A 12,324-nucleotide genomic window follows, 5' to 3' on the forward strand; every position below is an offset into this window, starting at 1 on the left:
AAAAGGTAATAGTTTTTATTAAAAAAAGGAGTTAAATCTGATATGAAAACAAAAGTTATTCGGTTTTTTCTTGTGTTCACGTTGATTTTAGGTAATGTTGGGCAAATATCTGGGTTTGCAGAAACACTCGGTTCTAGTGAAAATGTTGGAAGAGCAGCGATGATGTCAAATACTGGGGAAAGCAACTTGACCACAAGCTCTTTATCTGATAATTCTGACACCGTCTCAAGTTCTCAAAATACTTCTGATAGTTCATGGTCATCTAGTGAAGAATCATCAGCTACTTCTACTATTAACTCGAGCAATAATGAAACAATGCCGAGTAAGTCAGCTACAACTTCCACTAGCAATCAAACTGTTGATTCATCTACTAAAGAAAGCGAAACTGATTCGAAAAAAGTCTTATCTACTCCAGTAATACCTAATTTAAATTTAAAAGTTCACATTCAATCGATCGGGGATGAAGTTGTTCCACCTTCAAGTAGCGTCACCGGCGGAACCACTGGATCGGCCAAACGATTAGAAGGTATGGAATTGTCCGTAGATCCAAACAGTACTAAGTTGGAAGGAAGCATTGTTTATTCTACTCACGTTCAGACCTATGGGTGGAGTTTAGGGGAGAAGAAGGACGGAGAATTTTCTGGTACAAAGAATGAAGGCAAACGTCTTGAAGCCGTTAAAATTAATTTAACAGGTAAATTGTCTGAAGTATATGATATTTATTATCGAGTTCACTCACAAACCTTTGGATGGCTTGACTGGGCCAAAAATGGAGCAGAAGCAGGAAGTTCCGGATTTGCTAAACGTGTTGAGTCAATCCAAATCCAGTTAGTATTAAAAGGCGAAAAAGCACCAGGAGCTACTAATAAACCTTATATTTCGAATGAAGGACTGACCATACCTACAATGAAATTAGATACTCATATCCAAACTTTTGGTTGGACTAGCTCTGAATCGCAAGGGCTAGTTTCTGGAGGAGTAACGAATCAAAGTAAAAGATTAGAAGCAATGAGAATTAGCTTAGAAAATAATTACTATGATGGAGGTATTGAATATCGTACTCATGTTCAATCGCATGGATGGCAGTCTTATCAAGCCAATGGAGAATTATCTGGAACAACAAATGAAGCAAAGCGAATTGAAGCTGTTCAAATAAGATTAACTGGGACTTTATCTCAATTGTTTGATATTTATTATCGGGTTCATATTCAGTCTTTCGGATGGCTAGGATGGGCGAAAAATGATCAGATGGCTGGTAGTGTCTCTCTATCTAGGAGAGTTGAAGCTATTGAAATTCAATTAATACCTAAGGGAGCTGCTGCCCCAGGGGATACATCATTGCCTTTTGTTTCTTATGATACCGTTGGAAAACCAAATATAAATCTATCAGCTCATATCCAAACTTATGGTTGGTCAACAACAATTAATCCTGGTGAAGCTACCATTGGTACCGTTGGACAAGGAAAACGCCTTGAAGCTCTAACTTTGGGCTTAGAAAACTCTCCGGTAAGTGGTGGAATAGAGTATCGCACGCATGTCCAGACTTATGGGTGGCAAGATTATCAAGCAGATGGAGGAATGGCTGGAACAGTTGGAGAAGCAAGGCGTATTGAAGCCATTCAAATAAGGTTAACAGGAAATATTTCATTACTTTATGATGTTTATTACCGTGTACACTCTCAAACATATGGGTGGTTAGATTGGGCAAAAAATGATCAACGTTCTGGCACAAGCTCAATGGCAAAGCGCCTGGAGTCGATAGAAATTAAACTAGTACCGAAAGGACAAACAGCTCCTGGAAATACTTCAAAACCGTATATCGAAAAAGCAGAATATTTATTTGTAATGGGACATGGAGGCATTGATCCTGGTGCAATAGGAAGTGGTACAAACGAAAGAGAATTTACTCGTAAAGAACTATTACCTTATTTAAAAAAATATGCAGAGAAGTTAAAAGAAAGTAGAATAGTTTTTTATGATGTAAATAGAGATATGTATACAGATACAAAAGCTTTGGGTGGAGCTCGTACAGTAAGTAATTCAATTGCATCTGTTACAGAATTTCATCTAGATGCGGGTGGAACAAAATCTACCGGAGGACATGTGATTGTGAGACCCAATGGAAGCAATGCAGTTAATTTAGCTTTAGGAAAAACAATAAGATCATTTGTTGGTTTGAACCCTTCATTTGCTTCAAGTGGTGGACTAAGTTATCGTGATGATTTGCTAAACTTAAATGTGTTTAGATCCAGAAATATTGAGTATCGACTACTGGAGTTGGGTTTTATTACGAATTCGTCAGATGTGATGAGAATTAGAAATAACCTGGATAGTATTGCTAAGAGCATAGTCTCAAACGTAACAGGTGAAAATTTATAAAATTTTAAAAAAAGAATGTCGTTTCTTTCCTCCTTATTTTAATGTATAATGTTGTACAGTCATTATAAAAGTTTAAATAAGGAGGAGTTGTTTTGGCTAAACAACAACATCCAGAAAAATCAGTTCGGGATCAAGTAATGAAATCATTAGAAAAAAATAAATCCAAAGAGAGTGTCCCAACTGAAAAAATAAATCTGGATACCGTCCATTCTCAGTATAAATCTGTTGGTTCAAGGCGAGAAAAAGGAAAATCTGAACATCAGATAGATAGAAAAAAACAACGAACTAAACCCAATAGCAACGCTAAAAAAGCTGAGACAAATGAAAAAATTTCAGGAAAAGATTTCAGAAAAATACAACGAAGTAAAGAAGATAAAATTGTCAATAAAATTGTGTTGATTGTAGTCATCGTAGTAGTTTTTGTTGGTGGTATTTTAGGGTTTTCTGCCTACCGCTACGTGACAACAAGTCTGCAGCCGTTAGATCCAGAAAAAACAGAAAAAGTTGCTGTTGAGATTCCAAGCGGATCATCAAATAAAATGATTGGCGAGATTTTAGAAAAAGATAAGATCATCAAAAGTGGTATGATCTTTAATTATTATACGAAATTTAATAATCTGACTGGTTTCCAAGCTGGTAATTATCAGTTTTCTCCAAGTATGACTCTGGATGAAATTAGTGCCCAGTTACAGCAAGGAGAAGGGTCAGTGACATCAGATGCGAAAGTGACGATTCCTGAAGGGTATGATATTGATCAAATCGGAGATGCGCTTGCTAAAGCAACAAGTATCTCGAAAGATGATTTCTTAGCTTTAATGAAAGATGACACCTTCTTTAATAAAATGCATGAAGCATATCCAGAGTTGTTGGATAGCGCAGCAAAAGCAAAAGGCGTTCGCTACAAGTTAGAAGGATATCTCTTCCCGGCAACTTATGACTATTATAAAGGAAACACTTTAGAAGAAGTTGTGACCCAAATGATCGATAAAACAAATACTGTTATGTCTAAATATTACGATCAGATCGCAGAAAAAGAAATGACAGTGCAAGAAGTGTTGACCTTGGCTTCTCTTGTCGAAAAAGAAGGTAGTAAAGAAGATGACCGTAAGAACATTGCCCAAGTCTTCTTTAACCGTCTGGCAGTGGATATGCCATTGCAGTCAGATATTTCTATTCTCTATGCGTTAGGCGAGCATAAAGAGTTGGTAACTTACGAAGATACTCAAGTAGACTCACCATACAATTTGTATGTCAACACAGGATATGGTCCAGGACCATTCAATAATCCAAGTGAGCAATCTATCAAAGCAGTGTTGGAACCAACACCAAATAATTACTATTATTTTGTGGCAGACATCAATACGCAAGAAGTCTATTTTGCTGAAACCTATGATGAACATATGCGTTTAGTTGAAAAATATGTAAACAATACTTCGAATTAATTTTTATTAGGATATTAGTTTACATTTAAAAAAAACCATGGTAATCTTTTGTGGACTATTCGCAAAAGATTACCTTTTGCAGTTGATACGAAGTTAAAAGGAGAAATTAAAATGGTAGAAAAAGTATACCCAATGACATTAGAAGGAAAAGAAAAATTAGAGCAGGAATTAGAAGAATTAAAGACAGTCAAACGTGGAGAAATCATTGAAAGAATCAAAGTTGCCCGCAGCTTTGGAGATCTTTCTGAGAACTCTGAATACGAATCCGCAAAAGATGAACAAGCCTTTGTAGAAGGTCGTATCACCACATTAGAAAATATGATCCGTTTTGCTGAGATCATTGATAATGAAGGCGTAGACAATGATGAAGTATCGATCGGAAAAACCGTCACGTTCATTGAATTACCTGATGGAGATGAAGAAGAATATACAATTGTTGGGAGTGCAGAAGCGGATCCATTTTCTGGTAAAATCTCAAACGATTCACCGATCGCTCGTGCATTGATTGGTAAAAAAATCAATGATGAAGTAACAATTTCAACACCAGGCGGAGATATGCTGGTGAAAATCACAGAAGTGAAAAAAAGCTGATTTTTTCGTAAAAGTCTAAGCAGAAGATCCTGATGATCACTTTCTCAAAGAGAAAAGGACCAATCAGGATCTTTTTTCGGACTCGCGACGGATGTATGCCATCGAAGAATCCGTTATGATAAAATAGAATCATTGGGAGGAGGAGCTTACATGAAAAGCCCTTGGCGTTTTTTCTTTGTCGTAGAAGCATTATTATTTCTATTTGCGGTCTGGCAAATTTTATCGAATCCACCGTTATTGATTTTATTGATTTTAGGTGTTGTGACGATCTACTTTGTTTCTCGCAGAGAACGTAAAACAAATTTTAATAATTTTTTGATGGTTACCGGTGGTATCGCCATCTTTATCAGTCTTTTAAATAGTCCGGCTTTGTGGCTGATGTTGATTTTTGCGATCCTTTTTATTGGATTGAAAGGTGTGGAAATCACTGGTGTAGATTTTACAAAAAACACGTTTTGGCGCAAAAAACAAATGATCATTTTAGAAACAGAAGAACCAAAGCAGTTTCATCCTCATAAAACGAAACAACAATGGATCGGCAATGAGCGGATCGGTAATCAAGTTTATGAATGGGATGATATCAATATCGACATCTTTTCTGGAGATACGATCATTGACTTGGGAAATACATTGTTGCCGAAAAAAGAAAATATCGTGATTGTTCGTAAAGGATTCGGTCGCACGAGAATTTTAGTCCCTGCTGGAGTTGCTATCAAAATGGAACATAGCACCTTTATCGGTACAGTGATTTTCGAAGGCGAGTCAACAGGTCTGAAGAATGAGAAAGTTACGATCTACAGTCCGGATTATGAAGAAAACACCCGCCGACTAAAAATTTTAACGAACACTTTGATTGGGGATATCGAGGTGATTCGGGTATGATTGCTAAATTTTCTCGAGGAATGATCGCTTTTTATAGTGCGGTCACTAGTTTTTTGATGATGATCTTGATTCTTTTTTCGTATCTTTATGCTAGTGGAAAGAAGAATTGGCTGCTAGAAGTCTTTCAGATCAAACTATTCTTTATACCGATCATTTTTCATTTATTAATTGTTTCGCTGATGGTGGGCCTGGCTGTCTTTCTATTGATTTCTCTTTTCAGAAACCGCCAATACGGGCCAATCGAAGAGAAGCTGCGATTGCTTTCAAATGGAGATATTGATAGTCCACTACTTGACACACCTATCCCTCATGCGCAAGAAAATCGGTTGATTGAAGATGTCGATCGAGACATCAGGAAATTACAGGTCAAAATGAAAGATATGTCAAGTGAGCTTCAACAATTAAATGCTCGGCCGCAGCTAGTGGATGGCAGTACAAAAGAAGAAATCCTTGAAGCCGAACGACATCGTTTGGCCCGAGAATTGCATGATTCAGTTTCACAACAATTATTTGCCGCAATGATGATGATGTCCGCATTGAACGAACAAGCCATCCGGGACGATGCCCCAGAAATGCAAAAGAAGCAGTTGGCTATGGTAACGGACATCATCAATGCTTCACAGTCTGAGATGCGAGCGTTATTGTTACATCTGCGTCCGGTCACACTGGAAGGAAAAAGCCTCAAACAAGGAATCGAGCAATTATTAAAAGAATTGGAAACAAAAATCAAGATATCCTTGAAATGGGATATTGAAGAGTTTACTATGCCAAGCTCTATAGAAGACCAATTATTTCGAGTGATTCAAGAATTACTATCGAATACACTGCGTCATGCCAAAGCGGATGAACTTGAAGTCTACTTGAATCATATTGAACACAACGTGCTGTTGCGCGTGATCGACGATGGTGTAGGATTCGATGTCGACAATCAAAAAGCTGGCAGTTATGGACTGATGAATATCCGTGAGCGAATCAGTGCCGTTGGCGGCACATTAAAGATTATCAGTTTTAAAAATCAAGGAACAAGTATTGAAATAAAAATCCCGCTGCTTAAGGAGGCATAAAAATGATCAACGTTTTGTTAGTAGATGACCACGAAATGGTACGTTTGGGGGTTTCTTCCTACTTATCCATTCAAGAAGATATAGAGGTGATTGGAGAAGCTGAAAACGGCAAAATCGGCTACGAAAAGGCATTGTCTTTACGTCCCGATGTCATCTTGATGGATTTAGTGATGGATGAAATGGATGGCATTGAGGCAACCAAAGCCATTCTAGCAGATTGGCCGGAAGCAAAGATCATCATAGTTACTAGTTTTATTGATGACGAGAAAGTATATCCTGCAATTGAAGCTGGTGCGGCCGGTTATTTGTTAAAAACATCCACTGCCCATGAAATTGCCGATGCCATTCGTGCGACTCAAAGAGGCGAGCGGGTGTTGGAACCGGAAGTAACGACTAAAATGATGGATCGTTTAACAAATCGTACGCCGATTTTACATGATGATCTGACAAATCGAGAAAAAGAAGTGCTGCTTTTGATTGCTGAAGGGAAAAGTAATCAGGAGATCGCGGATGAGTTGTTTATTACACTCAAAACAGTTAAAACTCATGTATCAAATATATTGTCGAAACTAGAAGTGGAAGATCGAACACAAGCAACCATTTATGCCTTTAAGCATGGCTTGACAAAATAAGAATCTCATCATAAGGGTACCTCCTCATAGTCAGTTGAGGAGGTTTTTGATATACTAGAGTAGGATTTGTAAGGTAAAGGAGCGTTTAATGTGAAGCAGAATTACGCGATTATTGGTCTTGGAAGGTTCGGCGGTAGTATTTGTCGAACATTGATAGAATCCGGACAAGAAGTATTAGCCATTGACAGCAATGAGGATCGGGTCAATGAGTATATGAATATTGCTACCCATGCGGTGGTGGGCAATGCACAGGATGAAATGACGTTGCGCTCATTAGGAATTCGTAATTTCGACCATGTGATCGTAGCAATCGGTGAAGATATCCAAGCAAGTATTCTTGTGACTTTGATGGTCAAAGAGATGGGGGTACCGAACGTTTTAGCAAAGGCGCAAAATGAATATCATGCTCGGGTTCTTGAGAAGCTTGGTGCTGATCGAGTTGTCCACCCAGAACGGGATATGGGGATTCGTATCGCTCACAATCTAGTATCGAAAAATATCTTGGATTATATTGAGCTTTCAGATGAATTTTCGCTGGCGGAGATTCGTGTCTCAAATCCGCGTTTCTTTAATAGGTCCTTACTTGATTTGAATTTTCGTCAAAAATATGGATTGACCGTTGTTGCTATTCGTCGAGGACCTGGACAAGTGATCGTGTCTCCCGCAGCTGACTCGATCGTGCGTGAGAATGATAATCTACTCGTGATTGGGAACACGGATGATGTGGATATTCTTGATGAACATATGAATGATTAGGAGTGAAAAATGATGAATATAACTATTACAGAAGCCGCAATTGATTGGTTCAAAAAAGAACTGACAGTCGACCAAGGAAGTGGCGTTCGCTTTTTTGGCAAAATCTATGGGAAAACTCAGATCCATGATGGTTTTTCAGTAGGAATGTCGGTAGATAAACCTGAAAATCCTATCGTTCAAAAGACAGTTTCAGACATGCTTTTTTTTATTGAGGAGGCCGACGAGTGGTTCTTCAAAGGGTATGATCTGCAAGTTGACTACGATGAAAAGCTAGACGAACCTAAATATAGTTTTACTGAAAACAATTAACTAAAATAAAGATACAATGCAACAGTATGAGTCTATGACTGAAGCTTGGTGGATTTCATTTCGCTAACTTTAATCATAGACTTGTTCGTTAGGAGATGAAACCATGTTATCAATTATCGTACCTTGCTTTAATGAAGAGAATAGCTTACCACTTTTTTTTGAAGAGACTGAAAAAGTAAAAGATCAGGTAGGCATGCCTTTTGAATACTTGTTTGTCAATGATGGGTCATCCGATCAAACACTCGCAGTGATGCGCAAGCTGCATCAAGAGCATCCAGAAAGTGTTCGCTATCTTTCTTTTTCACGTAATTTTGGAAAAGAAGCAGCCTTGTATGCTGGCTTAAAAGCAGCAAAAGGAGATTTTGTCACGGTTATGGATGCAGATTTGCAGGATCCTCCAAGCCTTTTACCTCAGATGTTTGACCTGCTTAATGCGAAACAATTGGATTGTGTTGGTACTCGCAGAGCCGACCGTAAAGGAGAGCCTAAAATTCGTAGTTTTTTCTCAGAAGCCTTTTATTCATTGATCAATAAAATTGGTGAGGCTCATTTGGTCAATGGGGCGCGGGATTTCCGTTTAATGCGTCGGAATATGGTAGATGCAGTTTTAGAACTTTCTGAATACAATCGATTTTCCAAAGGAATCTTTAGTTGGGTAGGCTTTGATACAGAATACATTGCCTACGAAAATCGCGAAAGAGTAGCTGGAGAAACTTCTTGGTCATTCTGGAGCTTGTTCAAGTACTCGATTGATGGCATCGTCAATTTTTCTGATACACCATTAAATATTGCTTCTTTTGTTGGCGCGTTGTCTTGTCTAGCTTCTGGAATTGCACTATTATTTATAATTATTCGTACTTTTATTTTTGGTGATCCTACCTCAGGCTGGCCTTCTTTAGTCTGTATCGTATTGTTTGTTGGTGGTTTGCAATTACTTTGTCTAGGTATTATTGGGAAATATATTGGAAAAATTTTTCTGGAAACAAAAAAACGTCCCCTTTACATTTTAAAGGAGACAGAAAAAGATCAAAAATAATTTTTGGGAATAAAAAAGCAGCGCTGGTTGATGATTAATACCCTTTTGTTACATCGACTTGATTTCGAACCAATTTTTTCTCGTGGATAAAATTGCGGAAGTTATCCATAAAGATGGCCATGAATGCTTTTTGAAAATGTGGGGTCAACCCGGAAATATGCGGGGTGATCAACACATTTTCCAGAGTCCATAGCGGGTCATTTGCGGGTAAAGGTTCTTCTTCAAAAACATCAAGAGCCGCAAATGCGATTTCTTTTTGGCGAACGGCTTCTGTCAACGCTACAGTATCTACACTAGGTCCACGCCCAACATTATAAAAAGAAGCGGATGATTTCATACTATTAAAAAAATGGCTATTATAGATTCTTGTAGTTTCAGGTGTCAATGGCAAGATATTGATCACACAATCAGCTTTCTGACTTTGTTCAATCAACTCTTCAAGTGGATAAGTTTCCTTGAAACCATCAACGGCATGCCCCGTTGTATTGATGCCGACAGGTTGGGTGCCAAAAAAATTTAAGGCCTTTGCTAAAGCCTGCCCAATTTTACCTGTACCTGCGATCAGTATTTCTTTATCAGATAATAATGAATAAGGAATACCATGGGGCTGCCATTGTCTCTCAGCCTGTTTTTTGATGGCGGTAAAAATTCCTCTGGATTCCATGAATAATAAAGCAATTAAATGATCAGTGATCGATTGTGCATGAATGCCGCTACCATTAGAAAGTAAGATGTTCTTTTGGGCAAACTGTGCTAGAGGTAGGGTATCCACACCGGCTGAAATGGTTTGGACCCATTCAAGAGAAGCGTTAGCCAGTAACTTTCCGGCCCATTCTTCTTTCCAGCCAATCGTGATTGCGACATTTGACCAGTCGATGGAAGTTGCTTTATCATAGTGGATAAACTGATATTCATCACTGATTTCATGAATTTGTGTGATAAATTCATCACGAAATTCTCTGCTAGATAAAATATATTTAGTCATATTTGTTCCTCCTTTATTTTAGTGTATCAAAGAACGAAGAAAAAACCATGCGCAAAGATCTATGCATGGTTGGATAGTTACTAGCTTTTTAATTGGATTTTAGGCGAACCTTTGACGCCTTGAGTGAATAGAAACAGTGCTGCGAATAAGATAAATGTTGTCCCATCAAAATTTGGCATGAATAGTTGGATCAGCACACTCAAAATTGTTGGTAAAGCAGCACTAACGATTAGTATTTTAAGGTTTTCAAAGAAGCTGTAAGAAAAAAGTTTTAGTTTTGTATAAATAGTTGCAATAAATGTACCCATAATCAATGTGATCAATAAATTTAAAAATGTAGGGTAGAGCGCTACTAAGAAAACAATAAGTTGTAGCCACCAAGGAATTTGATTGCTGCTCAGTGTTTCCCGAATCTTTTTGCCATCTAAATTTTTAAATGCTGGTTCATTATAAGAAAATTTTAATTGATTTGTATCCAAGAATGATGTGGAAAGTCCTGTTCCAGGGAAACTGACAACAATTTCTTTTTTTAATAGTCCCACACTCAACACATTTGCAGTGGCATCAGAAGCAATATCAGTAGCGTTGCGCTTTCCTTCAGGGTCGAAAGTAAAAATGATAGAGTCAGTTTGATAGATAAATCCTTCTCCTTGTCCATTCGTTGCTAATTGACCATTTTCAATCGAAAAATTGGGGATTTTTTGCGCAATCTTTTGACTATCTCGCTGGAAATCCTGAAAGATATCATTGACTTGCAAAGTGATTGGTACGGCTAAAATAACGGTAGCTCCAAGTAGAAAAAGAATCACTTTTGAAAAAGCAGCGTCTTTTACATATTTGAGATTTGGGATTTGAATAAATGCACTTTTTAGCATTTGTATGATTGTCATTTGTTTAACTCCTTTTATGTAACTAAAAATAATTGTAACGAAGGCAGCAACAGAACACAAGGACTTATGACAGAAAAGTCCGATTATCTATAAAGTGTTCTTTGCTGATTAATGAGAAGAACTGGAGATCGAGTATGGAAAGTTTAAAAAATGTGAAAAATAAACTACAAGAAAAAAAAATATGGGAGCCGTTGACGTATTTAATTTTTGGTGGATTAACTACTTTGGTCAATTTAGTTGTTTATTTTCTCTTTAGAGAAATCTTTGATTTTCATTATATGATTGCCAATGTGATCTCTTGGGCAGCTTCTGTGTTATTCGCATTCTTCACGAATAAGATTTGGGTCTTTGAAGCAAAAAGTGAAACAAAAAAAGAATCGTGGCTTGCCTTTTGGAAGTTTCTTTTCTTTAGAGTCCTTTCGCTGGGATTGGATATGGCTTGTATGTATCTATTGATCAGTGTAGTAGGAACCGGTGATTTTATCGCTAAGCTTGTTACACAAATCGTTGTCGTCCTAGCAAACTATGTTTTCAGCAAGTTTCTGATTTTTGCACCAAAAAAAGTTGATAAAAAGTAAGCATATGTTTTGATGAACCTCTTTTTATCTGATAATGTTACTTATGTAATCACTATCACTGAGGAGGAATTTTTTATGTCTTACACATTACCAGATTTACCTTATGCTTACGATGCATTAGAACCTTACATTGATGAAGAAACGATGCATTTGCATCATGACAAGCATCACAATACTTACGTCACAAATTTGAATGCAGCTATTGAAAAACATCCTGAATTAGGCGAAAAATCAGTTGAAGAATTACTTGCTGATTTTGATTCGGTTCCTGAAGACATCAAAACAGCTGTCCGTAATAACGGTGGTGGTCATGCAAATCACAGCTTTTTCTGGGAAATCTTGGCACCAAATGCTGGTGGTGAACCAACAGGAGCCATCAAAGAAGCCATCGAAGAAACATTTGGCAGCTTTGCTGATTTCAAAGAAGAATTCAAAACAGCAGCAACTGGCCGCTTTGGTTCTGGCTGGGCATGGTTAGTCATCAAAGATGGTAAATTAGCGATCACTTCCACTGCGAACCAAGATTCACCATTAATGGATGGTCAAACGCCGGTTTTAGGCTTAGATGTTTGGGAACATGCCTACTATTTGAAATACAAAAATGTACGCCCTGATTATATCAATGCTTTCTGGAGTGTTGTTAATTGGGATAAAGTAAATGAATTTTATGCGAAAGCAAAATAATCAAATTTGAAATATTCTTTGGCTCTTTGTCAATAAGGACTGATGGGTTGTACAAAATCAAATCTGGGTCAGAATGAACCTCATTCTGGCTCAGAT

Annotated in this window: 13 protein-coding genes; 11 read left to right on the forward strand and 2 right to left on the reverse strand. The window is 37.6% G+C overall.

The features are described from left to right. Positions 1–42 precede the first annotated feature (42 nt). From AB5Z52_RS07620 to AB5Z52_RS07660, 9 genes are all read left to right on the forward strand, one after another. Entirely contained in the window at positions 43–2,379 is a 2,337-nt protein-coding gene (locus tag AB5Z52_RS07620; RefSeq protein ID WP_257602747.1) for an N-acetylmuramoyl-L-alanine amidase, read from the forward strand. Positions 2,380–2,516: 137 nt separating this feature from the next. After that, positions 2,517–3,821: an endolytic transglycosylase MltG gene (gene mltG / locus AB5Z52_RS07625; protein ID WP_288551778.1), complete on the forward strand. Its 1,305-nt coding sequence runs from the start codon at positions 2,517–2,519 to the stop codon at positions 3,819–3,821. Positions 3,822–3,932: 111 nt separating this feature from the next. Further along, positions 3,933–4,412 carry a transcription elongation factor GreA gene (gene greA, locus AB5Z52_RS07630; RefSeq protein ID WP_003126935.1) on the forward strand — a complete coding sequence of 160 codons (480 nt, stop codon included), beginning with the start codon at positions 3,933–3,935 and terminating at the stop codon, positions 4,410–4,412. A gap of 150 nt (positions 4,413–4,562) precedes the next feature. Further along, positions 4,563–5,294, forward strand: coding sequence for a cell wall-active antibiotics response protein LiaF (liaF, locus tag AB5Z52_RS07635; protein WP_005472252.1), 732 nt, complete (start codon positions 4,563–4,565; stop codon positions 5,292–5,294). After that, positions 5,291–6,358 carry a sensor histidine kinase gene (locus AB5Z52_RS07640; protein ID WP_288551774.1) on the forward strand — a complete coding sequence of 356 codons (1,068 nt, stop codon included), beginning with the start codon at positions 5,291–5,293 and terminating at the stop codon, positions 6,356–6,358. Before liaF ends, AB5Z52_RS07640 begins: the two co-directional genes overlap by 4 nt. A 2-nt stretch (positions 6,359–6,360) precedes the next feature. Continuing rightward, positions 6,361–6,990 (forward strand): response regulator transcription factor, encoded by a 630-nt coding sequence (locus tag AB5Z52_RS07645; protein ID WP_003126938.1) that lies wholly within the window; start codon positions 6,361–6,363, stop codon positions 6,988–6,990. Positions 6,991–7,080: 90 nt separating this feature from the next. Further along, positions 7,081–7,746, forward strand: a complete 666-nt coding sequence (locus AB5Z52_RS07650) for a TrkA family potassium uptake protein (protein WP_003126939.1) — start codon at positions 7,081–7,083, stop codon at positions 7,744–7,746. 12 nt (positions 7,747–7,758) lie between these two features. Then, positions 7,759–8,055, forward strand: coding sequence for a HesB/YadR/YfhF family protein (locus tag AB5Z52_RS07655; RefSeq protein ID WP_029486982.1), 297 nt, complete (start codon positions 7,759–7,761; stop codon positions 8,053–8,055). A 103-nt stretch (positions 8,056–8,158) separates the two neighbouring features. Further along, a complete protein-coding gene (locus tag AB5Z52_RS07660) occupies positions 8,159–9,091 on the forward strand; it encodes a glycosyltransferase family 2 protein (RefSeq protein WP_060814610.1) in 933 nt (310 codons plus the stop codon). A gap of 34 nt (positions 9,092–9,125) precedes the next feature. On the opposite strand, the gene AB5Z52_RS07665 is transcribed toward AB5Z52_RS07660, so the two are convergent. Together AB5Z52_RS07665 and AB5Z52_RS07670 are read right to left on the reverse strand one after the other, a co-directional pair. Further along, positions 9,126–10,076: a phosphoglycerate dehydrogenase gene (locus AB5Z52_RS07665; RefSeq protein ID WP_288551775.1), complete on the reverse strand. Its 951-nt coding sequence runs from the start codon at positions 10,074–10,076 to the stop codon at positions 9,126–9,128. Positions 10,077–10,156: 80 nt separating this feature from the next. Next, positions 10,157–10,966 (reverse strand): DUF1189 domain-containing protein, encoded by an 810-nt coding sequence (locus tag AB5Z52_RS07670; protein WP_060814606.1) that lies wholly within the window; start codon positions 10,964–10,966, stop codon positions 10,157–10,159. Between the two features lie 134 nt (positions 10,967–11,100). On the opposite strand from AB5Z52_RS07670, the gene AB5Z52_RS07675 reads away from it, so the two are divergent. Together AB5Z52_RS07675 and AB5Z52_RS07680 are read left to right on the forward strand one after the other, a co-directional pair. Continuing rightward, positions 11,101–11,544, forward strand: coding sequence for a GtrA family protein (locus tag AB5Z52_RS07675; protein ID WP_288551776.1), 444 nt, complete (start codon positions 11,101–11,103; stop codon positions 11,542–11,544). 75 nt (positions 11,545–11,619) lie between these two features. Further along, entirely contained in the window at positions 11,620–12,228 is a 609-nt protein-coding gene (locus AB5Z52_RS07680) for a superoxide dismutase (protein ID WP_029486977.1), read from the forward strand. Positions 12,229–12,324 lie beyond the last annotated feature (96 nt).

This window comes from Enterococcus sp. RTP21361st1_A6_RTP21361_211029, assembly GCF_040910045.1.
In the GTDB taxonomy this organism is placed as follows: Bacteria; Bacillota; Bacilli; order Lactobacillales; family Enterococcaceae; genus Enterococcus_D; species Enterococcus_D gallinarum.

Excerpts from the sequence above, each read along its gene's own strand:
- AB5Z52_RS07620 (WP_257602747.1), top strand. The coding sequence starts at position 43 with ATGAAAACAAAAGTTATTCGGTTTTTTCTTGTGTTCACGTTGATTTTA.
- mltG (WP_288551778.1), top strand. The coding sequence starts at position 2,517 with ATGAAATCATTAGAAAAAAATAAATCCAAAGAGAGTGTCCCAACTGAA.
- greA (WP_003126935.1), top strand. The coding sequence starts at position 3,933 with ATGGTAGAAAAAGTATACCCAATGACATTAGAAGGAAAAGAAAAATTA.
- liaF (WP_005472252.1), top strand. The coding sequence starts at position 4,563 with ATGAAAAGCCCTTGGCGTTTTTTCTTTGTCGTAGAAGCATTATTATTT.
- AB5Z52_RS07640 (WP_288551774.1), top strand. The coding sequence starts at position 5,291 with ATGATTGCTAAATTTTCTCGAGGAATGATCGCTTTTTATAGTGCGGTC.
- AB5Z52_RS07645 (WP_003126938.1), top strand. The coding sequence starts at position 6,361 with ATGATCAACGTTTTGTTAGTAGATGACCACGAAATGGTACGTTTGGGG.
- AB5Z52_RS07655 (WP_029486982.1), top strand. The coding sequence starts at position 7,759 with ATGAATATAACTATTACAGAAGCCGCAATTGATTGGTTCAAAAAAGAA.
- AB5Z52_RS07660 (WP_060814610.1), top strand. The coding sequence starts at position 8,159 with ATGTTATCAATTATCGTACCTTGCTTTAATGAAGAGAATAGCTTACCA.
- AB5Z52_RS07665 (WP_288551775.1), bottom strand. The coding sequence starts at position 10,076 with ATGACTAAATATATTTTATCTAGCAGAGAATTTCGTGATGAATTTATC.
- AB5Z52_RS07670 (WP_060814606.1), bottom strand. The coding sequence starts at position 10,966 with ATGACAATCATACAAATGCTAAAAAGTGCATTTATTCAAATCCCAAAT.
- AB5Z52_RS07675 (WP_288551776.1), top strand. The coding sequence starts at position 11,101 with ATGGAAAGTTTAAAAAATGTGAAAAATAAACTACAAGAAAAAAAAATA.
- AB5Z52_RS07680 (WP_029486977.1), top strand. The coding sequence starts at position 11,620 with ATGTCTTACACATTACCAGATTTACCTTATGCTTACGATGCATTAGAA.